The sequence below is a fragment of the Dawidia cretensis genome (genome assembly GCF_018598175.1).
Lineage (GTDB): Bacteria > Bacteroidota > Bacteroidia > Cytophagales > Cyclobacteriaceae > Ohtaekwangia > Ohtaekwangia cretensis.
On the sequence record NZ_JAHESE010000001.1, the window covers coordinates 15416 to 39972 of the forward strand.

Sequence of the window (24557 nt, forward strand, 5' to 3'; positions counted from 1 at the left end):
ACGTTATAACCTATGATCCACATCAGGAGAATACAGGAAGACGGTGCAGATGTGATCGCACTCATCGGCGAAATTGACGCCAGTTCTTCCATAGAGCTTGATCTGGCGATTGCCAAGAGTGTGGGAGAAGGATTCGAAAAGATCCTTGTGGACTGCGGTGCGCTCGAATACATTTCATCAGCGGGATTGGGAGTGTTTATGTCGTATATCGAAGAGTTCAAGGACCGCGGCATCAAGATGGTGCTGTTTGGCATGAGCGACAAGGTATGGCATACCTTTAGTATCCTGGGACTGGGCGAGCTGCTGCAGATTGGAAAAGATAAGGTAGAGGCAAAGCAAATGATCGCATGAAATACGTGCATAAAGTTGGATGCAGCATCGAGAACCTGAAGGGCGTGCGTGATTTTATACGGGTATCGCTGAAAAATCATGGAGTGGCCGATCTGGAGATCAGCGAAATTGTACTGGCACTGGACGAGATGTGCTCAAACCTGATGATACACGCCCACCACTGCAACCCGGAAGACCTGTTTGAGCTGCACATCGACATTGATAAAAACGACCCGGTGGTCTTTGAGATTGTCGACGACGGCACCGTGTTTGATATTAACCAATTTCACGCGCCTGCGCTCGACAACATCGTTCAGGAAAAACGCAAGGGCGGCCTCGGCATCCGTCTGGTTAAATCAATCATGGACAAAATCGAATATCAAAATCGCAGCGGCCGCAACGTTTGCCGTCTGATCAAATCCGTTCATTTTCAGTAATCCCCTTACCCCGAACCAACGCCTATGAGACTATTTGCAGTGTGTATTCTGCTCGGTTGTGCTTTTGCTAGCACATCCCTGCAGGCGCAGAAACAAAAAAAGGCACCCAAGCCTGTCACGCTGTTTACCGTTAACAAGAAACCCGTTACGGCCGAAGAGTTTATTTACCTCTACAACAAAAATCACCAGAACAAATCGGAGGACTTCACCACGACAAAGATCGATGAGTATCTCACATTGTTCATCAACTTCAAGCTGAAGGTCGAAGAGGCCCGCACCCGCGGCATGGACACCACCGGTAGCTTTATACGCGAATACAATCAGTATAAAGACGAGCTACGCCGTCCCTACCTGCCCGACACCAAAATCACCGACAGCCTGACGCGGCTTACATACGAGCGCTTAAAGGAAGAGGTCAAAGCCTCGCATATTTTGTTAAATATCAAAGCGGATGCTTCGCCTGCCGATACCGTAGCGGTATATAACCGTCTGGTCGATATTCGCAATAAGATCATTGCCGGCGAAGACTTTGGTAAAGCTGCCATGCAGTATTCCGAAGATCCCTCCGCGCGCATGAACCAGGGCAACCTCGGCTACTTTACCGCGCTGCAGATGGTCTATCCGTTTGAGAATGCTGCCTATACCACCAAGCCCGGACAAGTAAGCATGCCGGTGCGTACGCGTTTTGGCTACCACCTGCTCTATATTGCCGATCGCCGCCCCTCGCAGGGCGAAGTAGAAGTGTCGCACATCATGCTGCGCACAGGCGAAGGCAAAGACAACGAAAAAGTAAAGAACCAGATCTTCGAGCTCGTCGACGAATTACAAGCGGGTGTGAAGTGGGACGATTTGTGTAAGCAATACTCTGAAGACCCGGGCTCGAAAGACAACGGCGGCAAGCTGCGGCCCTTTGGCCCCGGCGCAATGGCCAGCATTCCAGACTTTGAGCGGACGGCGTTTGCCCTGAAAAATCCGGGCGACATATCCGACCCCTTTCAAACCGCCTACGGGTGGCACATCGTGCGCCTGGAACGCAAAATTCCACTGGGCACTTTTGAAGCCGTAAGCCCTACGCTCAAGAGCCGCGTGAACCGCGACGAGCGCACTCAGCTATCCAAGCAAGCCATGGAGCTCAAGTGGCGTCGTGACTACCAGTTCCGCGAGGACGCCGTGGTGAAGGCCCGCGTGCTGGCCCTGGGCGACACGTCCCTGCACAATGCCCAGTGGAAAGCCCCCGTCGTGCCCAACGCCGCGCGCGACATGGTGTTTTCCCTGACGGGCAAAAGCTACACTGTTCAAGACTTTTTGCAATACGCGCAGAAAATGCAGCGTCCCAATACACAAGACCCCGCCAAGTATTTGGAGCAGTTATACAACCATTTTGTCGATGCCAGCATCCTATCGCTGCTGGAGGCTAAGATCGTGCGCGAAAACCCCGAATACGGCTACCTCTTAAAAGAATATTACGAAGGCATTTTGCTGTTCGAGATCATGGAAAAGGAGGTTTGGAACAAAGCTTCGACCGATTCGGTGGGGCAGCGGCGCTTCTTCGAAGCAAACGCGGCCCTCTATAAAGCTGGTGAGCGGGCCCGGGCTACGTTTTATTCGGCCTCTACGCCAGGCTTTGAGGCCACCCTGCGGCCACTGCTACAAGGCGGCCAGGCCGACGAAGCCCGAATCCAGCAAGTAGCAGCCGAAAACAAGGTGAAGACCGAGACCGGCGTGTTTACGAAGGAGGAGAAGCCGGTGCTGCAGAAGGTCACCTGGGGCGCGCCGGGCGTGTACACCGCAGAAAACAATGGATTATATTACCTTGTACGGCTCAACGAGATAATTCCCCCCGGCCTTATGTCGTTTGAAGAGGCAAGGCCGTCGGTCATTTCCGACTACCAGAGCGACCTGGAAAAACGCTGGATTGAGGAATTAAAGAAAAAATACCCCGTAAAAGTGAATGGAAAAGGGAAGCAATACACTCTTCAGAAACTTCAGGCGAAGTAAAGGCCACTGGTTGCTGGCGGCCTTTCTGGTGACAGGTTGCGACCTTATCAAAATGAAAAACGACTCGGGCCGCGCCGCTGAAGACCGGCAGGCTGTGTCGCGCGTAGGCAATACCTATCTGTACCGCGATGAGCTGGCAGGCTTTATTGCCCCCGGCACCTCGCCACAGGACAGCGCTACACACATCGAGGCGTACATCAACAGCTGGGTGCGCAAGCAGCTGCTGATCCAGGAAGCCAGCCGCAAGATCGACATCGACGAGGCGGAGGTAGAACGCAAGATCCTGGACTATCGCTACAGCATCATTGCCTACGAATATCAGACCTATTATATCAAAGAACACCTGGATACTGTCATTGCCAACAGCGAGATCGAAAAGTACTATAAGGACAACATCGACAATTTTATCCTGAAGCAGAATATCGTCCAGGCGACGTTCATCAAAGTGCCCAAAAACGCCCCCCGTACAGGAAAAATCAAGGAATTGATCTATTCCAGCCGCGACAAGGACGTGAAGGAATTGAAGTCATACTGTCTTAGCTTTTCGGCGGCGTATCACATTTCCGACTCCAGCTGGATGGTGTTTGACGAACTGGTGCGGAATTCGCCTCTGGCGGAGATCCCCAATAAAATTCAGTTTTTAAAAACCACACCGTACTACGAAACCTCTGACGATAGCTATCTTTACTTTTTAATGGTGGACCAATACCGGATGTCCGACAACATTTCCCCGCTGGAGTTTGTCAAAGACGATATCCGCAACATCATCTTAAACAAGCGCAAGGTAGAGCTGGCCAAACGGCTGGAGGACGAGACGTATACGAAGGCATTAGACCAAAAGGAATTTGAGATTTTTAAGTAATATGAACATAGCAGGAATATCGAGGTACGTGACCCTGACGCTGTTTGCCGGCGTCATGGCCTTTCAGGCTTCGGCACAGGAGAACGAGGAGGCGACAGGCTTTGTGGTAGATGAGATCATCTCCAAAGTAGACAACTACATAGTGTTGAAGTCCGACCTGGACCGGCTCTACCAGGACCAGCTGACCAACGGCCGCCCGCCCGGACAACAGCTTCGCTGCCAGCTGATGGCGATGCTGATCCGCAATAAACTTATGATGGCAAAGGCCGAGATCGACTCGGTCATGGTGTTGGATGCCGAAGTAGACGCTAACACGCAACGCCGTATGGATATGATCCTGTCGCAGTCCGGCCGCTCGCCCGACGAGCTGGAGGAGCTGTATGGCAAGCCGCTGGAGCAGATCCGCTCGGAACTGCGCGACCAGGTGCGCGAGCAGATGATCGTAAACAAAATGGAAGGTGTCATGACCGATGGGCTGGTGGTAACGCCGGCTGAAGTGCGTCGTTTCTTTAGCAAGATTCCCAAGGATAGTCTTCCCTACTTCTCTGCTTCCGTAGAAGTAGCACAGATCGTTAAGATTGCCAAGGTCAGCGAAGACCAAAAGAACATTACGCGCACCGAGCTGGTCGCACTGCGCAACCGCCTGCTGGCAGGTGAAGATTGGGCCACGCTCGCGAAGAAGTATTCTTCCGACCCCAGTGTGATCACCAACGGTGGTGACATGGGCTGGTCAGGCCGCGGCCGCATGGTGCCCGAGTACGAAGCCACGGCGTTTCGGCTCAAGCCGAACGAGATCTCGATGCCCTTCGAGTCACCCTTCGGCTTTCACGTCATGCAGCTGCTCGAGCGCCGGGGGAACGAGTACCACTCGCGCCACATCCTGATCTCGCCAAAGCCTTCCGAGTCGGATTTGGCAAAGGCCAGCAAAAACCTGGACAGCATCCGCACGCTGATTGTAAACGACAGCATCAAGTTCCAGAAGGCTGCGAAAGAATTTTCCGACGATGTAGAGACGAAAGGCAATGGTGGCTTCTTCAGCGACGCCAATGGAGGCATCCGCCTGATGGTGGACGAGCTCGACCCGGTGGTGTTCTTCAAGCTTGACTCCATGCAGATCGGCGACGTCTCTCACCCCATTGTATACCGCACCGACGACGGTAAAGATGCCGTGCGTATCTTATTTTACCGTTCGCGCGTCGCCCCACACCAGGCGTCCCTGGAAGCGGACTGGTCGCGGATACAAGACGCTACGTTGAATGAGAAAAAGGACCGTATCTTGCAGAAGTGGTTTCAGAAGGCCCGGAAAGATGTCTTTATCAGCATCGACGACGCCTATGATTATTGTGGAATTTTAGATGAATAACGAATGACGAAGTTTGCCTCTGATGTCGAAGCTGCCGATGCCCTTGCCGCGGCCTATAAGAATTTAAAGTCTGAAATATCAAAGGTCGTTATCGGCCAGGAAGACGTTGTACACCAGATCCTGACAGCCATCTTTTGTCATGGCCATTCGTTGCTGGTAGGCGTACCAGGGCTCGCCAAGACCCTGTTGGTACAAACCATTGCCACCTCGCTCGAGCTGCAGTTCAAGCGGATACAGTTTACGCCCGACCTGATGCCGTCTGACATCGTCGGCGCCGAAACGATGGACAAAGAGCGCAACTTTAAATTTGTGCGTGGCCCTATCTTCGCCAACATTGTACTCGCCGACGAGATCAACCGTACACCTCCGAAAACACAAGCCGCCCTGCTGGAGTCCATGCAGGAACATGCTGTGACCATAGCGGGCCAGCGTTACGACCTGCCCGGCCCGTTCTTTGTACTGGCTACGCAGAACCCGATCGAGCAGGAAGGAACCTACCCGCTACCCGAAGCGCAGCTCGACCGCTTTATGTTTAATATTCAACTGACCTATCCCTCTTTCCGCGAAGAGGTGGAGGTCGTGAAGAATACCACCAGCGACGAGACACGCCAGGTGAACAAGGTGTTGAACGCTGAGGAGATTGCCTACTTTCAACACCTGGTGCGCCGGGTGAGCATTGTCGATAACGTGATTGAATACGCCGTGGGCCTGGTGAATAAAACCCGGCCGGGTGTAGCCGGCGCATCGGCTGTCGCCACCGAGTTTCTCGAGTGGGGAGCCGGACCGCGGGCCTCGCAGTTCCTGGTGCTCGGCGCCAAGTGCCATGCTTTGCTGAACGGTAAATATTCTCCCGACATCGACGACGTGCGGGCCATCGCCAAACCTGTACTACGCCACCGCATCGTACGGAACTTCAAGGCCGAAGCGGAAGGTATCAGCGTCGACGAGCTGATCGAGCGCCTGATCTAATCCCTGGCCTTATTACCGGACCAAGTCGAGCAGCCCCATGCGGCGCATCTGGCGGAAGAATAACTTTTCCGCCACATCATCATCTTTGATGTGGTATCGCGCGCCGATATATTTTACAATTTTTCCGTCTTCGATTACCGGTACAATCGTAGAGTCGACCCAATAGTGCGATCCATCCTTCCTGCGATTTTTGATGATGCCATGAAATGCATTGCCGGCTTTAATCTCCACCCACATCTGCCGGAAGATCTCTTTGGGCATATCCGGATGACGAATCAAATTATGCGGTTTGCCGATTAGCTCTTCCTGCGAATATTGCGCGAGCTCACAAAACTTGTCGTTGGCAAACAGGATGGTGCCGAATACGTCTGACTCTGACAAGATGGTTGTAAGCCCCAGTACTTTTTCGCGTGCTTCCAGCGCGTGGCGAATCACGGTATTGCGTTCCAGCTGACGACTCATTTGTTCCTGAATAGCCTGGATCTCTTCCATGTTCTGGCGCATCTCCTCCTCCTGGCTGCGCAGCTCTTCGGTCTGGCGCTGCGAGGCCTCCAGCAGTGTGCGCACGTGGTCGTTGGTCTTCATGGATTGGATCACGGAAGAGAAAGCTTCTGCTGCTTTTTCTAAAAACTTCACCGCGTTATTACTCAGCTTTTTGAACGAAGCAATCTCGAGCACGCCGTTTACCTGGTCGTTGGTCTTGAGCGGCACAATGGCGATAAATCCCGGTGCACCCGTGCCCAGCCCGGACGTGATGCGGATATAATCTTTCGGTACCTGATGTAGTACGATGGTTTCTTTTTCAAAGTAACACTGCCCCACCAATCCTTCACCGGGTGCAATGGTTTTGGTCATGTGTTTTTTTCGTTCGTAGGCATAGCACGCGGCCAGGGTTAGCACCGGTTCTTCGTCGGGTTGTTCCTGCAAGAAGAAGATCGAGCCCTGGTTTCCGTCAACATACTTTACCAGGAACCGAACGACATCGTCGGCCAGATGGCTCAGGTCGGTGGTGGCGCGCAGCAGCTCGCCGAAGCTTGCCAGGCCGCGCGTCTCCCATGTGCGCCGCGCTTCTTCTTCTTTCTCGGCCATCAATTTGGTCTTGTAGCCGTCGAGCTGTGCGGCGATCTTACGATCGTTAAAATCATTGGATACTTGTGCGCGCATGTCGCCCCGGTCGAGGCTGCCGATAAAGTCGTCGAGCATGAACCATTGTTTCCGGTCGTTGTCGATCTGCTGTGCAAACCGCTCCTCACTGCGGGTGATTTTCCGGCCCGCCAGGAAGGCTCCTGCGGCGCATACGGCGGGAGTGGCAATGGCCAGTCCGTTGGCCGCGGTTTTTCCCCAGGTGTTGTGACTTTCTCCCAGGCGTTGTGCCACTAGCAGCAGCGGACAAAGCATGCCGATGGCAAGACCGATGACGGCCCATTTTTGTTCTGTTTTCATATACGTTCCTGACTACAGGAACGAAGTACCGATTTTCCCGTAGTGCAGGAGTTGATAAACATTATTCAGTAACATGATAAATATCAGGAATGGAACAGTGTGAGTGTGCAAAAACAGTGTGAAGTGTGAGAGCGGACGGCGTTCTTTCTTTTCTTCGCTCTCGCTCTCACGCTCTCACTGTTTAATCGCGGTAGTCGGGAATGTTGCACAAAAATACTTCGGTGATCAGCAACGGGTGGCCGCGCATGTGGAAGATAGAGCGGCGCGCCCATAGCTGGGATACACGACTGCTCTTTTCGACCTCGGCCTTGAAGAAGTGCGAGTGTACGAGTACATCAAACAATAGCTCGTCATTTCCGGTGACGCGTTTGACTTCGAAGCCACTGCGGGTAACGTTTGGGTTATTATAGAGTAGAGTTTCACCGATCGGGCGATTGCCGAGGTTGTCCAGCGCCTCCTGGCAGGCGCGGTACGTTGTCTCGGGCATCGTCACGCGGGCATAAACCAGCGGATCTTCGACATTGCCTAAATACGTTTCGCGCACATAGCCATCGGAGCAGGTATAGCACTGCAACGCAGAGATTTCGTCAGCATACATGGGCTTGATGGACTGATCGCAAACGCTCACGGCAAAATTGCTACACACACGCTTTAACGCATGACTCAATACAAATGGCTTGTAGAGCCACGCGCGCAGCACGGGCGGCACAATATCGGCCGGCATGGTCGCGATGCTTTCCCAGTGGCCCAATTCGCCGCGGTAGTCGCGGGCAAAGGGCTTCACGGCAACAAGGCCTACGCGCTCGCGGCCGTCCATGCGAATGCCCGATGGCAACTCGCCTTCTTCTTCGCCAAAGTAGCGCACCTCGCGAATGGTAAAGCCAGCGTTCTGGAACGCCCACGTCAGATCGTCAGCATCCACGTGGTGGATTTGGTTGGGCAGGTGGCTATAGATGGCGGGGTCGTGGCTGTAGTGGGCTACATCGTCGATATACCCGGCCCAGCGTACGCCCTGGCGACGGCGCTCTTCGTAAACGGGTATAAATGCTTTGACGTGGTCGATGTACGGTGTGAACGATACGATAAAAACTTCGCCGCCGGGAATGAGCCAGTCATATACCTTGCGGGCACCCGTTTCAATCTCTTCACCATTCAGGAACGGCAGCACCTGCGACATGTAAACAGCACTGAGCGATTCCCGCTCCCTGTCAAAATGAGGAAAGCGACCATGCATAGTTTTCAAATGTGGTTGTAATACATCACCGACAGTATCGCGAATGGCCTGCAGGTGGCTATCGTCAATGTCGACGGCGACGACATGGGCACCCGTCAACAACGCGGGCAACGTGGCTACGCCATAAGCAGCGCCAATATCCATCACGGGATGGGTAGCCTTAGAGGCGGCGTTAACAAAGGCTTTTCCGAAAGACGTGAGAGTGTAGGTAAACCCTCTTTTGTTTTGGGTAGAGATGGCTGTTTGGATTTTCATACGGTAGGTAGGGTAAGTTGAGACAATACAAAAACATACTAACAACAAAGCCTGAAAAGGCAGCAGGGGCCCCTAGGCCCCTGCTGAGTAACAAATCTTATTTAAGAGCCGCCGCAACCGGCTTCAGGTTCCGGAACCATTCCTTGGCATCTTCTATTTTGCCAAAGAACTCGACGGTCATGACACCCTCCTTGATTTCATCCTCTTTGGCCGCCGATTTTGCGGCGTAGCCCTTCACGGAACGAACAGCGAAAACGTTTTCCGGCAGTACAAAAGCGACGTGATTAATGCCGGCCTTCAGTGCACGCGGGTTCCATTCCTCCGCTACCCACTGAATGTCTTTTTCGGGCTGCACGGCGTGCTTGCTGGTGTCGGCGAGCCACAGCAGCCGCGCGTGGCTCTTTTTCTTCTCAATGAGGTGTGTGAGTCCTTTGTCTAAAAATGCCTTGAATTGATCCGAGGACATAAAATCAGTAAAGGATGCCGTGATGCAGGGCACGGTAGGGTCGTACTCAATAGTACCGTTCTTTTCTACGACAAGTTTCATACAATGTCAAAAGGGGTTAATTGTGGTTAAAATTTTTTGATTGATCGTTTCGACCGGCTACAAATACATTTCACCGGGTCGTTAAAATAAAGTTGCTTTTAATACTTATACCAAACATTTGTATTTCATACACATCCATACATGATACTCGACTGTAAGTCTTTTGTTCTGAATAGTACAATTGTACCATCCGGAGTAGTACAATTGTACTACATGCAACGGTTTCCAGTCGTTCGCGCATCGCCTGGGGTATACGCGACTGGGTAAAAAAACCTGGATTTTTGACAAAATGACTAAAAAACTAACCTCACCGCGTCAACGGAGTGCATATTTGCTGAACTGAGGTTAACACAGCCGCCATACCGGTACAATAGGGGTACTGTACCTTATTTATCCGGTACGAAAAGACCTGCCGGTCCTTCCGTGTCCGGCAACAGTCAAGGCCTTTCCCGGGGCAGTCGTGCAGGAAGTACGCACGGTATAATTATTTGTATATTCTGACGTATGGAGCGTTACAAAAATCTGCAAGGCAACTCCGGCATTGCGTCTTATCGCATTGGACGCGACTCGATCATTGTAGCATTCCGTACCGGCGCCACGTACAAGTATAATTATGCCGTTACCGGCAAAGAGCATATTCAAAACATGAAGATTCTTGCACGAGAGGGAAGAGGCCTAAGCACCTATATCAGCCGCTATGTGAAAGATCGTTATGCAGAACAATTGTCATAAGTGTGCACGTATGCTGCACGCTGCTCAAAGAAATATAATGCTGCATTTGACACTATCTGTATAATCCTTAACTTGAATTAAGATTTGCTATAAGCCCGTTTATAGTATCTCCCACAAGCATGGCTGCCGTGGACCAGAAGTGTACCCATTGGCCGCTGGCGTGTATTTGACATATCTGTCCCCCCCGACATGCATAAACACCCAACGACAACGGCACCGGCAAACGTCGAGATCCTGCTGGCGATTCAATACCGGCGAGTACTCTCATTCCATTATGAGGGATTTCACCGGCTGGTAGAGCCGTACTGCTATGGCTTATCCCCTACCGGTACGCAAGTGCTGTGGTGTTTTCAACATGGTGGCGGCAACGCGACGCGCACGTTTGACTGGCTATTGGTAGACCTCAGCCACGTCCGGAATATTGCGATCGTGGATAAACATTTCTCCCGACTCCGCGACGGGTATGACCGCGCCAACATTGGCATAGACCGTGTCTTCTCCCAGATCTGATTCGCAAAAATCCACCCGAAGTCGTATTATAGCACCCCGGAAAATCAGTGTGAGTGTGGAGTGTGAGAACGGTAAACCCGTCCGGGCCTTTGCCCACGTGTATGAAGGATCAGGAAAGAATTGAACGGTTCGACAATCTATATGACACCTACCATGACATCGGGCTGCCCGTCGGCCTGATCGACGCGGAGGCAGAATTTACGATTCACAACCTGGCCGAAATACACCTGGACCTGCCCTTTAAATCGCCGGTGTACCGGGCCAACTACTTTTCCTTTGTCTTTGTCAAAAATGGCCATGGGCGGTATTCGACGGACGACCATGTTTTCGATACCTCGCCCGGTACGATCTATTTTACCAACCCCGGCCACTACAAGTCGTTTGAATGGCTGCAGATGGACGAGGTCTATCTCATTACGTTCAGCGAGTCGTTTTTAAAAGAGAATGTGCATCCCGATGTGTTCCAGGAATTTTCGTTCCTACTGGCCGAGACGGTACCGCCGCGCACGCTGCGGCCGGAAGTATACACCGAGTTTGAGCGGCTGTACCTGCAGATCCTGAAGGAGTACCAGGCCGCGTCGCCGTATAAACATCGTCTTATCGGCAGTCTCTTCGTGGTGGTGTTGCTCAAGGTAAAAGAATACTTCTGGGAGGACTATAACCCCCTCTACGAGGGCAATCGCAGCTCGCAGATCGTAAAGGCATTCAAAGGCTTGTTGGAAAAGCACTACCGCGACCTGGCGGACGGCAAGACTCATACGTTGTTCCAGGCACAGGATTATGCCCGGAGTCTCAACCTACATCCCAATTACCTGAGCAATGTGATCAAGAGCAAAACGGGCCGCTCAGTCAGCGCGTGGATCAGCGATAAGACCATTGCCGAGGCCAAGTCGTTGCTGCGCAATTCATCCATTCCCGTCAAGGAAATAGCTTTTCAGCTCGGCTTTTCGGAGTCCGCTCACTTCAGTAACTACTTCAAAAAACACACAAACCTGACGCCAAACGCCTTCCGGCGCGCACCCAACCAGGGGTAAGCATGATCTTGGATATTTACAAGTAGTCCTTAAGAATCCGTACTTTTTCGGGGGGTCGGAGGGTGCACCTTTGTATCGTTCAATTAAACAACACAACATCATGAGCACAGTAAACAAAGTAGTTATCGTTACCGGAGCATCCCGTGGTATCGGTGCGGCCGTAGCCCAATCCTTAGCCCAGGCAGGCGCAAAAGTCATTGTTAATTATGCCGGCAGCCGTGCGTCGGCCGAAGACGTCGTCAAAAACATTGTCGCCGCCGGTGGTCAGGCCAAAGCCGTACAGGCCGATGTCAGCAAGTCTGCCGACGTAGACCGCTTGTTTGACGAAGCCATTGCTGCCTATGGCCGTGTCGACGTACTGGTTAACAACGCCGGTATCATGATCGTCAAACCCCTGAGCGAAACAACCGACGACGACTTCACCCGCCAGTTTGATATCAACGTGCGAGGCACCTTCAATACGATGCGCGCTGCGGCGACACGCCTGGCGGACAACGGTACGATCATTAACTTCTCAACGTCCGTAAACCGGCCCATGCTGCCGGGATATGCCACCTACGCTGCGACCAAAAGCGCCGTCGAGCAGCTCACGCGGGTATTCGCCAAAGAAGTTGGCAAACGCAATATCAATGTCAACTCTGTTTCACCCGGTCCTACCAATACCGAGCTGTTTACCAACGGCAAAAGTGACGAAGTCATTGGCCGCCTGGCTGCGCTCTCCGCCTTCAACCGCATCGGTGAACCTTCGGATATCGCCCCCGTGGTAACATTCCTGGCCAGCAATGAGGCCAAGTGGATCAGCGGCCAGAACATCGGCCTAAACGGTGCCATGGCTTAGTCAGGCAGCACCGCTTCTTCTTTAACTTTTTCTATTCATAACACACGCAGCCGCAAGGCCGCACAGAACACTATTGCCTTTACAATTCTAAACTCCCAACACTATGAACACCCTTCAAAATAAAGTCGCCCTGATTACAGGCTCCGCCCGTGGACTCGGTAAAGCTATTGCTGAACGTTACGCCGCCCTCGGCGCCAGTATCATCCTGAACTATTCACGCGACAAAGCCTCAGCCGAGGAGGTAGTTAGGAACATTACCGGCATGGGTACGAAGGTCATTGCCGTACAAGCCGATGTTACCAGGCCGCAGGAGGTTGCCCGACTGTTCCAGGAAGGTATAAAGGCCTTTGGCAAGATCGACATCGTCGTGGCCAATGCGGGCATCGAGCTGATCCAACTCCCCGTGACTGATTTTACCGAAGAACAATTCGACCGCGTCTTCAACATCAATGTAAAAGGTTCGTACTTCACCCTGCAAGAAGCCGCACGGCACATAGCCGATAAAGGCCGGATCATCTATATTTCGTCCAGCACCACAACTTCGCCCGTGGAGGGCATGGCGGTGTACGGCGGCAGCAAAACCACACCCAAATACCTGGTAGAAATTCTGGCAAAGGAAATAGGCCATCGCGGTGTGACGGTCAACACCATTATCCCCGGCCCTGTAGCAAATACCGGTGTGTTTATGGAAATGGCTACCAGCGACCCGTTCTACCAGGAACTGCTGAATGGCTCACCGATGGGCCGGCTCACCACGGTAGACGACGTAGCCGACATAGCGGAGTTCTTTGCCAGCGACCTGGCCGGTTTTGTATCGGGTCAACACTTGCTGGTAAACGGCGGATCAAAATACTAACCCTTATAACTATACCATGGCAACGCTTTTAAAAATTATCCAGGCCATCCTCATGCTGACGGCCATCTTCATGGGCCTTAAACAAGGGTGGGCCATGGTCACGGCAAAGCCCGATATGCTGCGCATGCTGGGGCGACTGGACGTGGGGCATACAGGTGCAACGGCGCTGGGACTGATTACACTCTCCAGCGCCCTCCTGATTCCTTTTCCCCGCACGTTCCTCTACGGCAACTTTCTGATGGGCGCCAGCATCCTGTTCATCATGGCGCTGGAGCTGCAACACAAAGACCTTAAAGGTTTTGTCATCGAGGTGCCCTTTCTGCTGCTTTCGCTGGTAATTATATACCTGGGGCATCCGCTCACCGCGAAATGATCTATTCTGCCGGCCATCCTGCCCGCGATTGGCAGGGGCCGGCTACTATCGTATCTTGACGGTATGAATCGCATCGCTCTTTTATTGATCGTGATCGCTGTTTGCGGCACGACTTCCTACGCGCAGACCAGCGCCCCAAAGGCCCACCTCAACCATACGGCCATTTATGTACAAGACCTGGCGGCCAGTACATTCTTTTACCAGACGGTGTTAGGGCTCGATACGATCACCAACCCTTTTCACGATGGTAAACATACCTGGTTGCGAACCGGTCCCGGTACGGCGCTACACATCATACAAGGCGCTCCCGCGCGGAAAGAATATTACAAGAACCAGCATACTTGTTTTAGCGTGGCCAGTGTAGACGCATTTATTGTGTTGCTTAAGAAATATAATTTGCCATGGGAAGATCGCGACGGTAAAAAGCAAGCCCTAACTACCCGTGTAGACGGTGTAAAACAATTGTGGGTGCAAGACCCCGACGGCTATTGGGTAGAAGTAAACGACGCACGGGAATAAGGCCATTCCTACCCAGAATTACGTATCCCGCCTACCGCGTAAATGGTATTTACTTCTCGTTTTAGAGCATTCCGTCGGGCCTTACACTTGTCAGTTTGTAAGGGCTACAAATTCGCCGTATCTTACAGGGGAATAGCCTATTTCGCCCTTGCCCCACCCTATCGAAAAGTCTGTTCAACCTGGTAAATCGTTTACTTTTTATCTTCTTTATTTTGACACCGACGACCCTAAAATTTAATAATGACTACCGTGGCTTTTATGCTACGTTGCGAAAACGCGCAGACGCTTACTTTACGTCCGGTAATATTTCGCGACATGCCGATGGTGTCATGATTGCCAAGACTATACTTTTTGCCGGCGGTACACTCAGCTTATACTTGCTGATCTTGTTGGGCGGCTTTGCTCCGCTTACCATGCTCCCCATGGCCATTGTGCTGGGCATGTTTTCAGCGTTTATAGGATTTAACGTCTGCCATGATGCCTTGCACGGTTCCTACTCCCGGCATGCCGCGGTGAACACCGCGCTTGGCTCGATCTTCCACCTGATCGGCGCCAATACCTATAATTGGAAGATCTCGCACAACATGGTCCATCACATGTTTACCAACATTCACGACCACGACGACGACCTGGTCGTGGCCCCTGGACTTGTCAGCGTTTGCCCCCAGGACCGTCCGTCGGCCATACAACGGTATCAGCATTTCTATGCGTTTTTGTTGTACGGCTTTGCCAGTTTATCGTGGATCTTCGTGAAAGATTATCAAAAGTTCTTTCAGAACAGTATCGGGAGCTACGACACCCGGAAACATCCACGTATAGAATACTTCAAACTATTTTTCTTTAAGGCATTGTATTATGTCCTGGTCATTGTGCTGCCGTTGCTGCTGATGGACCAGATCACCTGGTGGCAGTTCATGATTGGATTTGTCGCCATGCAAATGGCAAAAGGGTTTGTGCTTGGCCTGGTGTTTCAGCTGGCACACATCGTAGAAGACCTCGAGTTTCCGGAAGCCCATACCTCGGGTTGTATGGAAGATGCCTGGGCTGTGCACCAGTTGCGCACCACGGCAAACTTCGGCCGAAAAAGTTTCCTGACCACTTTTTTCTGCGGCGGACTGAACATGCAGGTGGAACATCACCTGTTCCCCAAAGTATGTCATACCCACTATCGCGCATTATCAAACATCGTGGAGCAGACCGCACAGGAATTCGGCGTTCCTTACTACGAGAATGCAACGTTCACCACAGCACTGGCATCTCACTATCGCCTGCTGCGCCGCTTCGGGCGTGATGCTTTGCGGGCGAATAAAATCAAGTTAGCACAGGCACCCGCCGTGTAACATCTGTTTGGGAATGAAGAAAAACATTATCGGTATCATCGTTCTGGTGGTCACCGTCGTTTCTTTTGTAATCGACGTAGCCGTGGCCGCTACCAGTGGCCATTTGGCGCAAGGTCTTATTTTGTTTCTGTGTGTCGTTGAGCTGTTTACCTGTTGGGTAGCCTACCAGGTCGTGCAGCGCAAAGGTTGGGCGATCATCACGTTGCTGGTGTATTACGGCATTCGCTCGTTTAACGTCTATGGAGAAAGCTTCCGGTTTTATTCTAAAACGGGATTAAATATTGAAGTGCGCCTGGGCGGCGCCCTCGCAATCAATGTCATTACCTTCTTATGTTTTGTGCTGCTTATACGCGAGCTCGCCAAGATTAACCTGGCATCACCGAAACGGCTCTAGCCTGATCACTTCGCCAGGTTGCGCAATTCTACCTTGCGAAAATCGATCGGCTGCCCTTCGCTTTGCAGTGCAATAAACCCTTCCTTGAGCGCCGTGCCCGGCTTCCAAACCGCCGAGTCATAGCCGTGCACCACGCCGCCACCGATGGTGGGATGTGTATACTGCAGCACCGTATCACCCTCGATGATGTGCGTGACCAAAGAATCGCCCAGCACAATCAGTTCTGCCCGCACCCAGGCGTCGCGATCATATGTCTTCGACGTGGAGTTCAGGCAATGGCCGTCGTATAACGTGCCATTGTAGACAATGTCCGTACCCGGCGAGCACATGTTACCGGTAGGCCGTGGCTGGCCATCGCCCAGGCCAGCCAGGAATTGCATTTCGACCGAGATCGGCCAGTCCTGCTCTTTCAGCATGGTGTGTGGATCCAGCGCATGGTACATCACACCGCTGTTTAACATAGTATAGTCGGGTGCGCCCCGTTGCAGCTCGCCGGTGAAACGATACTCTACTACCAGGTGGAAATGTGAAAAGGGTTGCTTAAAGTATAGGTGAGCAAACTGATCTTGAAAGTCGCCGTATTGATCGTAGCGAACCTTGATCATACCGTCTTCCACGCGAAAGGTATTCCCGAAGTTTATACCGACGTCGTGGTGATGGATCTTGACGACCCAGTCGTTCAGGTCTTTTCCGTTAAATAAGGAGATCCATGCGGCCTCCTCCGTAGAGGGAGTGGAGGGCTTGCAGGTGATCAGGAGCAGGCTCAGTGCCATCAGCGGCAGTGAGCGTCTTAGCAGGGGTATAAAAAAACGTGTCATATCTGTACAAGCAAGATAAGCATCTTGTTACAGATATGACACTAAATTTATAGGGGCGGTTTTTACTCCGACCGGAGTTTATCCACCGGCCGTGCCAGGGCAGCACGGACAGACTGGTAGCTGATCGTCAGGACAGCAATGGCTACCGCCAGTACGCCGGCCCACACAAAGACGTCCCAGGTAATTTCCGTACGATACGTAAAATCTTCCAGCCACTTCTGCATGGCAAACCAGGCAATGGGAATGGCGATAACCAACGCGATCAATACCAGCTTCAGGAAATTTACCGTCAGCAAGCGGAATATATTTTTCATCGACGCACCGAGCACCAGGCGAATGCTGATCTCCTTGCCGCGTTGCTCTATCATAAAGGCCGACAGGGCAAACAGACCCAGACACGCGACGGCAATGGCCAGGCAGGCAAACGTCACAAAGATGCGGCCCATGCGTTGCACGTCAGCATACATATTGGCATATTGGTCGTCCAGGAAAGCGTATCGTACAGGCTGATGCGGGGAAAACTTCCTCCAAACAGTTTCAATCGCCGACAGCACGCCGGCCATGTCAGTGGCATCTACCTTCACCGAAAGTATATTCTGGCCTGGGCCCAGTACCATCGTCAGCGGCTCGATCTTACCGCGCATCGACTCAAAGTGAAAATCTTCCACCACACCGATAACCTCCCACCCACGATAATTCTCAATGCGTTTACCAACAGCTTCCTTCAAGCCCAGTTCACGCGCCATGGACTGATTAATGATAATAGCACCTGAGTCGGTCGGCATCTTCGCGGAAAAGTCACGGCCCTCTACAATCTTCATCCCCAGCGTCTGGATATAATCATGATCAACTCCCCAAAACTGACCACCCACCGCTTTTTCGGTAGTCTTCTTGCCTTCTTCCCAGAAGCCATTGCCATTGCGTTTTGTACCACGCACAGGCAAAAAATCTGCCAGGGTGGCGCTTTTCACAAACGACAACTGTTGTAATTCTTCTTTGAATGTTTGTCGCTGACGTTCCAGCGTGTTAAGGCCTTGTACCAATACCACCTGGTCTTTGTCAAATCCAATGTTCTTGTTGAGGATATAATCCATCTGGCGATAGATAATTACTGTAGCAGCAATCAGTACAATGGAGGTAGCGAACTGGAAAACAACCAGCGTGCTTCGCATCGTCGCATTCTTGCTGCCGCGACTCAAATTTCCTTTTAGAACACTGATGGGCTTGAAGGATGAGAGATAGAATGAAGGGTAAATCCCAGCCAATATACCCACGACAATAGTTGCTCCGACCAACATCGGGTAGAGTTGCCAGGCCGTCCACGGAAATACCAGCGACTTCGAGGCCAACTGATTAAAATATGGTATCAGTAGCCATGCCAGGACCGCGCCCAACACAAATGAAACCACACTAAAAAGTAATGATTCGGTCAGGAACTGGTATACAATGTGGCTACGGTGCGAGCCCACGGTCTTTCGTAAGCCAACTTCTTTCGCACGGTTCGCCGACTTGGCGGTAGAAAGGTTGATGAAGTTAATACATGCAATCAGCATGATGAAGCCGGCAATCGCGCCGAATAACCATACAAAGCGTATATCACTGTGACTGAGACCATCTTGAATACCAGTGCTATAGAGGTGAATGTCGGCAATCGACTGCAGGTCTATACTATAATTTTTGGCCATTTCCTCGGCATTGGCACGACGGACTTCCTTCAACATCGGCAGTAGGTATTTCTCGGTTATCAGACCCAGCTTCTTTTGGAATGCGCGCGGGTCTGTACCCGGCCGCAACAATATATATGTGGGATAGTTGGTTGCCGTCCAGGTAGTTTGTTCGCCCGGCCAGAACTCCACGCCTTGCATGGTCATTGCAAAGCTGAATTTAAAATGCGATGTCTCCGGCAGGTCGGCTATAACGCCACCCACCGTAAAGGGCTTATCGCGGTCATTGTTCACAACCAGTTGTTTGCCGACTGGGTTTTCATTCGGAAAATATTTATCGGCCTTGCTTTTGGTGATGACAATGGTGCGGGGTTTGTCCAACAAATGACTCGGATGGCCATATACCACCGGGAACTTCAGAATGTCCAGCAACTCCTGGTCCATATAGATAAAGTCATTCTCATACGTGTTGTCCGTCTCGTCGGCCCGACGCAGCTGGTTACCCCCAGCGCCAAACAACTCACTTGACAGGTAACGCCCGGCCTTTTCTACTTCTGGAAAATCTTCTTTCAACGCGCGGGCAAACGGCGCCTGAAACCAGGTGCCACGTTGAATCTCACCATTATCATTGTATACCTCATACATGCGGTAAATACGATCTTTATCCGGATAGTGCGTATCGTAGCGCAGCTCGTCGCGAATAAATAATGTGATCAACATACACGCGGCAATGCCCAGGGCAAAGCCGCCGATCTTGATCGACGAATACATCTTGTTCTTGGAGAGACTTCTCCAGCCCACAGTAAAGTAACTTTTTAGCATGGCGTAATGATTTAAGGATCGGGGTGATGATTTGCGCAGAGCAAAGGGCCGTATATAATGAATGACCTGATACCAGTAGTGAAGTCGCGCGCGCCAGGGCTTCTTATGGTTCAGCGTCCGGTAAAAATCTTCTTCCAGGTCACCCATGACATCTTCTGCGAGGTCTTCACGCAGGAAGCGCAACAGCAGGCGTTGAGCCAGTGGCGGCGGTGTCGTAGTAGGTGTTTTCAAAAGGCGCCGAGGTAATTCAGTTTGTCAGCAAAGGCCGGGTATTGGCTCCACAGCGACATGCGAAAATCGCGCGACTCTTTCAATACACGCTTACCCAATGCCGTAATGGTAAAGATGCGCTTGCGCCGGCCACCACGTTCGGCCGTAGCGTTACCCATCTCTGATTTTAAAAAGCCTTTCGCTTCCAGCCTGTCCAGCGTAGAATGCGCTGCGCCGATTGATGTGGCGCGGCCGGATTGGGTCTCGTACTCCTCCGCAATCTTAAAAGCATAAGCGTCTTCACCCAGGATACCTACCAACAGCAGCATCACTTCTTCGAACTCTCCTAAACGCGTCTCTTTCATTTGTTACTAGATTGTAGAGTAAATAACGAAGAATCGAATGATATGTTCTACAATTTAGTATCAAATAATTTTGGAAGTGCCTTGGGCCTGCCAAAAAAGGCTTTTTAAATACCCAAAAGGGTTATTGCCCGACGGGCACCGACGTTGTTTCTTTGAACCCAATAACCCCTCTACCCTTTATGAAACAAATTGTTTTCAGTCTGCTGGCAAGTATTCTACTGGTCAGTGCAAGCAGCTGCGGCAGCGATGATGATGACAACAAACCGGCCGACGATCTTTCGGAAGACATCACCAACCTGGTACCCGCCGCGCTATTAACCGAAATGAAGTCGCAGGGCATGCCCATTCACGGCGGCTTGACACCACCCGACCTGACGGGCACTTTCCGCGCATCGCCCCTGGAATTGAAAGCCTCCAATATAGAAGGTGACCCCTATCAGCCAGGCCATATCTTCAACGATTATGTTGTAACATTTTTTGACCAGGACAATGAAGACCTGAGCGTGACAGTGAATTATGAGAATGCTCCCGAAAGTGGCGAAGGTATTGGCAGTTTTATATCCGGTACAGGCAACAAGTTTTCGGTGTTTGCTGAAATCAACGCTTCTGCCAATGGCGACGATGCGCGGATGATCCAGGTAACATCGGGCACGATGACCAACACCGGCATTAAAGATTTATACTATTCACTCTTTATGCTCGACAACGGCGATAACGCCAGCGGGTACTGGATTGACGATGGGTCCGGCAGAATATCAGCCGATGAAGATGGCTTCTCGGAAAAAGAATGACACTTTCCCTCAGTGTATTTGAGAGCTGCGGTACCGGTGCAGTAGCACGGGTACCACAGTAATCATTCCACCGCAAATATTGTTTAGGTTTAGGTTAGGTTTAGTAAAGTGCGGGTGCTGCGTTCAGCATGGCGTGGTCGCGTTGGTGCCAATAAGGATAAGCTGTCGGCATGGCGCTGGCTTCGTCCAGTTTTTTAACCTGGTCGGTCGTGAGGTTCCACCCTACGGCGGCCAGGTTTTGTTTTAACTGCTCCTCGGTACGCGCACCAATGATGATGTTGCAGACGGTGGGGCGTTGTAAAAGCCAGTTCAACGATATCTGCGCAACGCTCTTACCGGTCTCTGCCGCTACTTCATCCAGGGCATCGAGCACTTTGTACAATACTTCGTCGGGCGTAGCATGGGCCGGCACGGGGCTTCCCCCCTGGGCTACGCGCGCTTCCTTCGGCACGGGCTGATTACGGCGGTATTTACCGCTCAGCAAACCCGAGGCAAGCGGGCTCCATACCAGCGTGCCAACCTTCTGATCAACGCCCAGTGACATCAGCTCCCACTCAAAGTCGCGGGTCAGCAACGAGTAGTATGCCTGGTGGCCCACATAACGCGCCCAGCCGTAACGTTCGGAGACCGAAAGCGACTTCATGAGATGCCATCCGGAGAAATTAGAGCACGCGATATACCGTACCTTACCGCTTTGCACCAACGTGTTGAGCGTGTTCAGCGTCTCTTCCACGGGTGTGTTGGCATCGAAGCCATGCATGTGGTAGATATCAATGTAGTCTGTGCCAAGCCGGCGCAGGCTGGCTTCGCACTGCTGGATCAGGTGATGACGGGAAGAACCGAAGTCGTTCACACCGTCACCCATCGGAAACGTTGCCTTGGTCGAGATCAGCGTTTTGTCGCGCCGCCCTTTAATGGCCTGCCCCAGAATTTCTTCCGACATGCCCCGTGAATAGACATTCGCCGTATCGAACAGGTTCACACCCGCCTCCAGGCAAAGGTCTATCATGCGTGCGGCCTCCGCTACCTGCGTCGAGCCCCAGGCTTTAAAGAATTCATTGCCACCACCGAAAGTAGCCGTACCAAAGCTCAGCACGGGAATGCGCAGCCCCGAGCCGCCAAGTTGTCTGTATTCCATCGCTCTTTAATTTATTGTTCGACGGGAAATATCGATAAAGTTCGAATATATGGCAAGATGCTAGAATGAGTGTGCTATTCCGGATACTCGAAAATGGCTCCTTTCTCGCGGGGGAAATTAAGGCCGGTTAGCCCCTGATGAAGAATCTCTTCCATAAGCTGCTCAGAGGCAAAATCCCCGCCGACCTTTGAAAGAAAAAAATCACGTGTTTTGTCAAATGTGGTCGTTAATATTCCTTTTTCTACCCAAACAAGCGGATTGCGTAGTTTGTCTTCCCTGCTCTTTATTGGAATATACTTTTTGGTTCCTAAAATAGCGTGGCCGGTATAAAAGGACGTACTGGGATAATCGACGATATCAAAATCAAGTATAGGCGTGTACAACAGGTAGTAGCGTTCCTTCTGAACAACCTTATTCTTATATAGTTTGATCGGATAAAAACAATGTTCGCCCATCTGAAAACGCTCCAAAACGGACTTAGCGAGATCGCTTACTATATAGGGACATTCAACAATATGAGGACGAAAACAAATAAAATCGCTGAGCTTCGCACTCCTTTCGGCAACACCATACTCAATGTTATTGAAGATAACATCCACATTATAGTCCTCCTTTTCCCAGTAGTTAGTACCAATAATAAAGCTCATCAATCTATCGTATTGGTTTTTGTCAACAAACCCATCCCGACTTATTTCGACCTGTGATCCTCCATCTCGCAGCCCTGTAACAGCAGGGTCGGAAGCCATTCTTATTTCGTAATATTTCATTTCAACATTTCTAATTATTAAGATAGTCGTTCTATCTTCCAATAATAGTAAGATATTCTGTCCAGTCGATGCATGGTTTACGCTTTCACAAACTCCCAAAAAGGAGTAGCTTGACGGCTAAAACCGAATTGAGGTATGAAAATGGTAAGCCGGGTCATTGGCAAAGGATACGTAAAGGTCACTTTCTACACCCCCGAAGAATGGGAAGAACGGCTGGCCGTGGATAAAATGCTGGGAACGAACATCCTGGCAGAATCCAAAGTGGAAGACATCAAAGAGATCCGCGAAGGCATGCGCGCCTGGGACAACTACAGCCAACGCTTCTACAGCGAGACGAGCCCGCACACATTTATTATGGAAGAGTAAGAAAAACAAAGAGGCTGCCATCGGCAACCTCTTCGTGCTATAACTAAATTGCTTCTTTTATTCAGCATCCCAGAACAAGCGCACTGCCGCCACGTCCTGGCCGCCCTCCAGCTTGTCAACCGCCGCATTGCGATTCGCGCCGTTTACCTGCTGCTCGATAACCGGGTAAATCAAGCGTTTCGGGATAATATACGTTTGATTAGTTACCGTAGGGGGAACCAATGCCGGAGCATCCAATCTTCTCCATTCAACCCAGGCATCGTAACCACGGTTGAATAGGGCCAGCCATTTTTGGGTACCGATCTTGTCTTTCCAGTCGCCAGGAGCCGTTGCATACGCCACGGCAGGTTGGGCCAGGAAGGCCGTGATATCGCCACCGGCTACACCCCAGTAGGACAGCGAAGCGGTGATCGCGTTATTGTAGTGAACCGCTGCATCACCGGCAATGAGATTGCGTTCTACGGCTTCGGCCAACAGGAACTCTACTTCAGAGTAGTCCACCAGCAATGCTTCGGCAGTTGGGGCAATGATGCGTGCGCTCAACCGCGAGAATTGCGTAACCGGCGTGTTCGTTTGACCATATGTACCACCCTTGTAGACACCGGGAGGAGCAGGTTGCCCCTCTGGGGGTGTCGCAACCCACAGCGTGAACCATGCAGACCTGCGCGGATCTGAAGTCGAATTCATCTGATCGATGATCGTATTCGATGGCAGGAAATCCTGACGGCTCGTAAACAGCGAGTTTGTATTTGTCGCTACGGGGTTGTTGTTCGGTGCATCGTTGATATACGGGAAACGTGCATTGTCGGCATTCGCCTTCATCAGGAACTCGCCATTATCACGGGTAGCTTCTGTCACCGCTTTGCTTACACGGGCAGCATCGGCAGGAATATCTGCGATTACCATCGCCAGTTTCAATTTCAGCGAGTTACCGAATTTTACCCAGAAGCTGATCGGGTTCGTCTTTCCGTTGTACAGCAGGTCACCACCACCGAAGCCGATGGTATAGGGAGCGGCTGGCGTGGTATTCAGTAACCCCAGGGCGACATCCAGGCGATCCAGCAGATCGAGATAGATGGTGTGTGCGTCTTCATACTCTGGCAGGGAGTTGTTGATATCCAGCGCTTCGCTGTAAGGAATGTCACCAAAAGAATTTACCAGTACCGACCATGAATACACCTCGAGGATACCGATTTGGGCCAACTGATTATTCTTTACGTTCGGAAGGATGAACTGATCGGCCTCAATAATACGACGGGCCTCTTTCAAGTCGGCCAGTACGTCGCGATACAGCGCGTCCCAGAAGGCTTGAGGAATGGTGCGCGATGTCATGATATACCGCGGCTCGTCCAGGTACGTGGTGGTCGTCCAATGTTGTACATACAACCGCAGGTTGTTGCTGTTTACACTGGGGGTCGTTACAATGTCCGTCAGGTTTTTTAGCGCGGCGCTGTAAAGCGTCTCGGCCGTTACAACACCGGCTTTCTTCTGATCGATGTTATAGTCATCCAGCGAATCGACGCACGAGGTCAACAACGCGATGGAAAGTAATATGATTGATACTTTTTTCATGATTCGTAAG

26 protein-coding genes are annotated in these 24557 nt (G+C 51.5%); 17 read left to right on the top strand and 9 right to left on the bottom strand.

From position 1 onward, the window contains the following. Positions 1-12: 12 nt before the first annotated feature. The 6 genes from KK062_RS00035 to KK062_RS00060 are packed head-to-tail and all read left to right on the top strand — an operon-like array spanning position 13 to position 5959. The gene (locus tag KK062_RS00035; protein WP_254082177.1) at positions 13-351 is read left to right on the top strand and encodes an STAS domain-containing protein; all 339 of its coding nucleotides are present in this window, start codon (positions 13-15) and stop codon (positions 349-351) included. Beyond that, positions 348-767 carry an ATP-binding protein gene (locus tag KK062_RS00040; protein WP_254082178.1) on the top strand — a complete coding sequence of 140 codons (420 nt, stop codon included), beginning with the start codon at positions 348-350 and terminating at the stop codon, positions 765-767. The genes KK062_RS00035 and KK062_RS00040 overlap by 4 nt, the downstream gene beginning before the upstream one ends. A gap of 24 nt (positions 768-791) precedes the next feature. After that, on the top strand, positions 792-2765 hold the full coding sequence (locus KK062_RS00045) for a peptidylprolyl isomerase (protein WP_254082179.1): 1974 nt from the start codon (positions 792-794) through the stop codon (positions 2763-2765). Continuing rightward, positions 2719-3627, top strand: coding sequence for a peptidyl-prolyl cis-trans isomerase (locus KK062_RS00050; protein WP_254082180.1), 909 nt, complete (start codon positions 2719-2721; stop codon positions 3625-3627). Before KK062_RS00045 ends, KK062_RS00050 begins: the two co-directional genes overlap by 47 nt. 1 nt (position 3628) lies before the next feature. Continuing rightward, on the top strand, positions 3629-4990 hold the full coding sequence (locus KK062_RS00055) for a peptidylprolyl isomerase (protein ID WP_254082181.1): 1362 nt from the start codon (positions 3629-3631) through the stop codon (positions 4988-4990). A 3-nt stretch (positions 4991-4993) separates the two neighbouring features. Beyond that, positions 4994-5959 (top strand): AAA family ATPase, encoded by a 966-nt coding sequence (locus KK062_RS00060; RefSeq protein WP_254082182.1) that lies wholly within the window; start codon positions 4994-4996, stop codon positions 5957-5959. Positions 5960-5971: 12 nt separating this feature from the next. Here KK062_RS00060 and KK062_RS00065 read toward each other — a convergent pair whose 3' ends face one another. The 3 genes from KK062_RS00065 to KK062_RS00075 all read right to left on the bottom strand — a co-directional run bounded on the left by KK062_RS00065 (position 5972) and on the right by KK062_RS00075 (position 9438). Continuing rightward, entirely contained in the window at positions 5972-7402 is a 1431-nt protein-coding gene (locus KK062_RS00065; RefSeq protein WP_254082183.1) for a GAF and PAS domain-containing protein, read from the bottom strand. Positions 7403-7583: 181 nt separating this feature from the next. Further along, a complete protein-coding gene (locus KK062_RS00070; RefSeq protein ID WP_254082184.1) occupies positions 7584-8891 on the bottom strand; it encodes a chorismate lyase in 1308 nt (435 codons plus the stop codon). Positions 8892-8988: 97 nt separating this feature from the next. Beyond that, complete coding sequence (locus KK062_RS00075) at positions 8989-9438, bottom strand: hypothetical protein (RefSeq protein ID WP_254082185.1); 450 nt, start codon at positions 9436-9438, stop codon at positions 8989-8991. A 504-nt stretch (positions 9439-9942) separates the two neighbouring features. Here KK062_RS00075 and KK062_RS00080 point away from each other — a divergent pair. From KK062_RS00080 to KK062_RS00120, 9 genes are all read left to right on the top strand, one after another. Continuing rightward, positions 9943-10170, top strand: coding sequence for a hypothetical protein (locus tag KK062_RS00080; protein ID WP_254082186.1), 228 nt, complete (start codon positions 9943-9945; stop codon positions 10168-10170). 189 nt (positions 10171-10359) lie between these two features. Beyond that, positions 10360-10680: a hypothetical protein gene (locus KK062_RS00085; RefSeq protein ID WP_254082187.1), complete on the top strand. Its 321-nt coding sequence runs from the start codon at positions 10360-10362 to the stop codon at positions 10678-10680. Between the two features lie 101 nt (positions 10681-10781). Then, positions 10782-11714: a helix-turn-helix domain-containing protein gene (locus tag KK062_RS00090; RefSeq protein WP_254082188.1), complete on the top strand. Its 933-nt coding sequence runs from the start codon at positions 10782-10784 to the stop codon at positions 11712-11714. Positions 11715-11814: 100 nt separating this feature from the next. Next, complete coding sequence (locus KK062_RS00095; RefSeq protein WP_254082189.1) at positions 11815-12552, top strand: SDR family oxidoreductase; 738 nt, start codon at positions 11815-11817, stop codon at positions 12550-12552. 103 nt (positions 12553-12655) lie between these two features. Continuing rightward, positions 12656-13408 (top strand): SDR family oxidoreductase, encoded by a 753-nt coding sequence (locus KK062_RS00100; RefSeq protein ID WP_254082190.1) that lies wholly within the window; start codon positions 12656-12658, stop codon positions 13406-13408. Between the two features lie 16 nt (positions 13409-13424). Next, a complete protein-coding gene (locus tag KK062_RS00105; protein WP_254082191.1) occupies positions 13425-13781 on the top strand; it encodes a hypothetical protein in 357 nt (118 codons plus the stop codon). 63 nt (positions 13782-13844) lie between these two features. Next, a complete protein-coding gene (locus tag KK062_RS00110; protein WP_254082192.1) occupies positions 13845-14300 on the top strand; it encodes a VOC family protein in 456 nt (151 codons plus the stop codon). A 212-nt stretch (positions 14301-14512) separates the two neighbouring features. After that, positions 14513-15640 (top strand): fatty acid desaturase family protein, encoded by a 1128-nt coding sequence (locus KK062_RS00115; protein WP_254082193.1) that lies wholly within the window; start codon positions 14513-14515, stop codon positions 15638-15640. A 13-nt stretch (positions 15641-15653) separates the two neighbouring features. Then, a complete protein-coding gene (locus KK062_RS00120) occupies positions 15654-16034 on the top strand; it encodes a hypothetical protein (protein WP_254082194.1) in 381 nt (126 codons plus the stop codon). Between the two features lie 5 nt (positions 16035-16039). Here KK062_RS00120 and KK062_RS00125 read toward each other — a convergent pair whose 3' ends face one another. The 3 genes from KK062_RS00125 to KK062_RS00135 form a co-directional block, all read right to left on the bottom strand. Beyond that, complete coding sequence (locus tag KK062_RS00125) at positions 16040-16852, bottom strand: 3-keto-disaccharide hydrolase (RefSeq protein WP_254082195.1); 813 nt, start codon at positions 16850-16852, stop codon at positions 16040-16042. Between the two features lie 62 nt (positions 16853-16914). Next, complete coding sequence (locus KK062_RS00130; RefSeq protein WP_254082196.1) at positions 16915-19569, bottom strand: ABC transporter permease; 2655 nt, start codon at positions 19567-19569, stop codon at positions 16915-16917. Then, positions 19566-19913: a PadR family transcriptional regulator gene (locus KK062_RS00135; protein ID WP_254082197.1), complete on the bottom strand. Its 348-nt coding sequence runs from the start codon at positions 19911-19913 to the stop codon at positions 19566-19568. The genes KK062_RS00130 and KK062_RS00135 overlap by 4 nt, the downstream gene beginning before the upstream one ends. A gap of 179 nt (positions 19914-20092) precedes the next feature. Here KK062_RS00135 and KK062_RS00140 point away from each other — a divergent pair, with 179 nt between their 5' ends. Beyond that, positions 20093-20704, top strand: a complete 612-nt coding sequence (locus tag KK062_RS00140) for a hypothetical protein (protein ID WP_254082198.1) — start codon at positions 20093-20095, stop codon at positions 20702-20704. 100 nt (positions 20705-20804) lie between these two features. On the opposite strand, the gene KK062_RS00145 is transcribed toward KK062_RS00140, so the two are convergent. Both KK062_RS00145 and KK062_RS00150 read right to left on the bottom strand, forming a co-directional pair. Then, a complete protein-coding gene (locus KK062_RS00145) occupies positions 20805-21842 on the bottom strand; it encodes an aldo/keto reductase (RefSeq protein ID WP_254082199.1) in 1038 nt (345 codons plus the stop codon). 74 nt (positions 21843-21916) lie between these two features. Then, complete coding sequence (locus tag KK062_RS00150; protein WP_254082200.1) at positions 21917-22609, bottom strand: hypothetical protein; 693 nt, start codon at positions 22607-22609, stop codon at positions 21917-21919. 135 nt (positions 22610-22744) lie between these two features. Here KK062_RS00150 and KK062_RS00155 point away from each other — a divergent pair, with 135 nt between their 5' ends. Next, positions 22745-22975, top strand: a complete 231-nt coding sequence (locus KK062_RS00155) for a hypothetical protein (RefSeq protein WP_254082201.1) — start codon at positions 22745-22747, stop codon at positions 22973-22975. A 57-nt stretch (positions 22976-23032) separates the two neighbouring features. Here KK062_RS00155 and KK062_RS00160 read toward each other — a convergent pair whose 3' ends face one another. Further along, entirely contained in the window at positions 23033-24547 is a 1515-nt protein-coding gene (locus KK062_RS00160) for a SusD/RagB family nutrient-binding outer membrane lipoprotein (RefSeq protein WP_254082202.1), read from the bottom strand. Positions 24548-24557 lie beyond the last annotated feature (10 nt).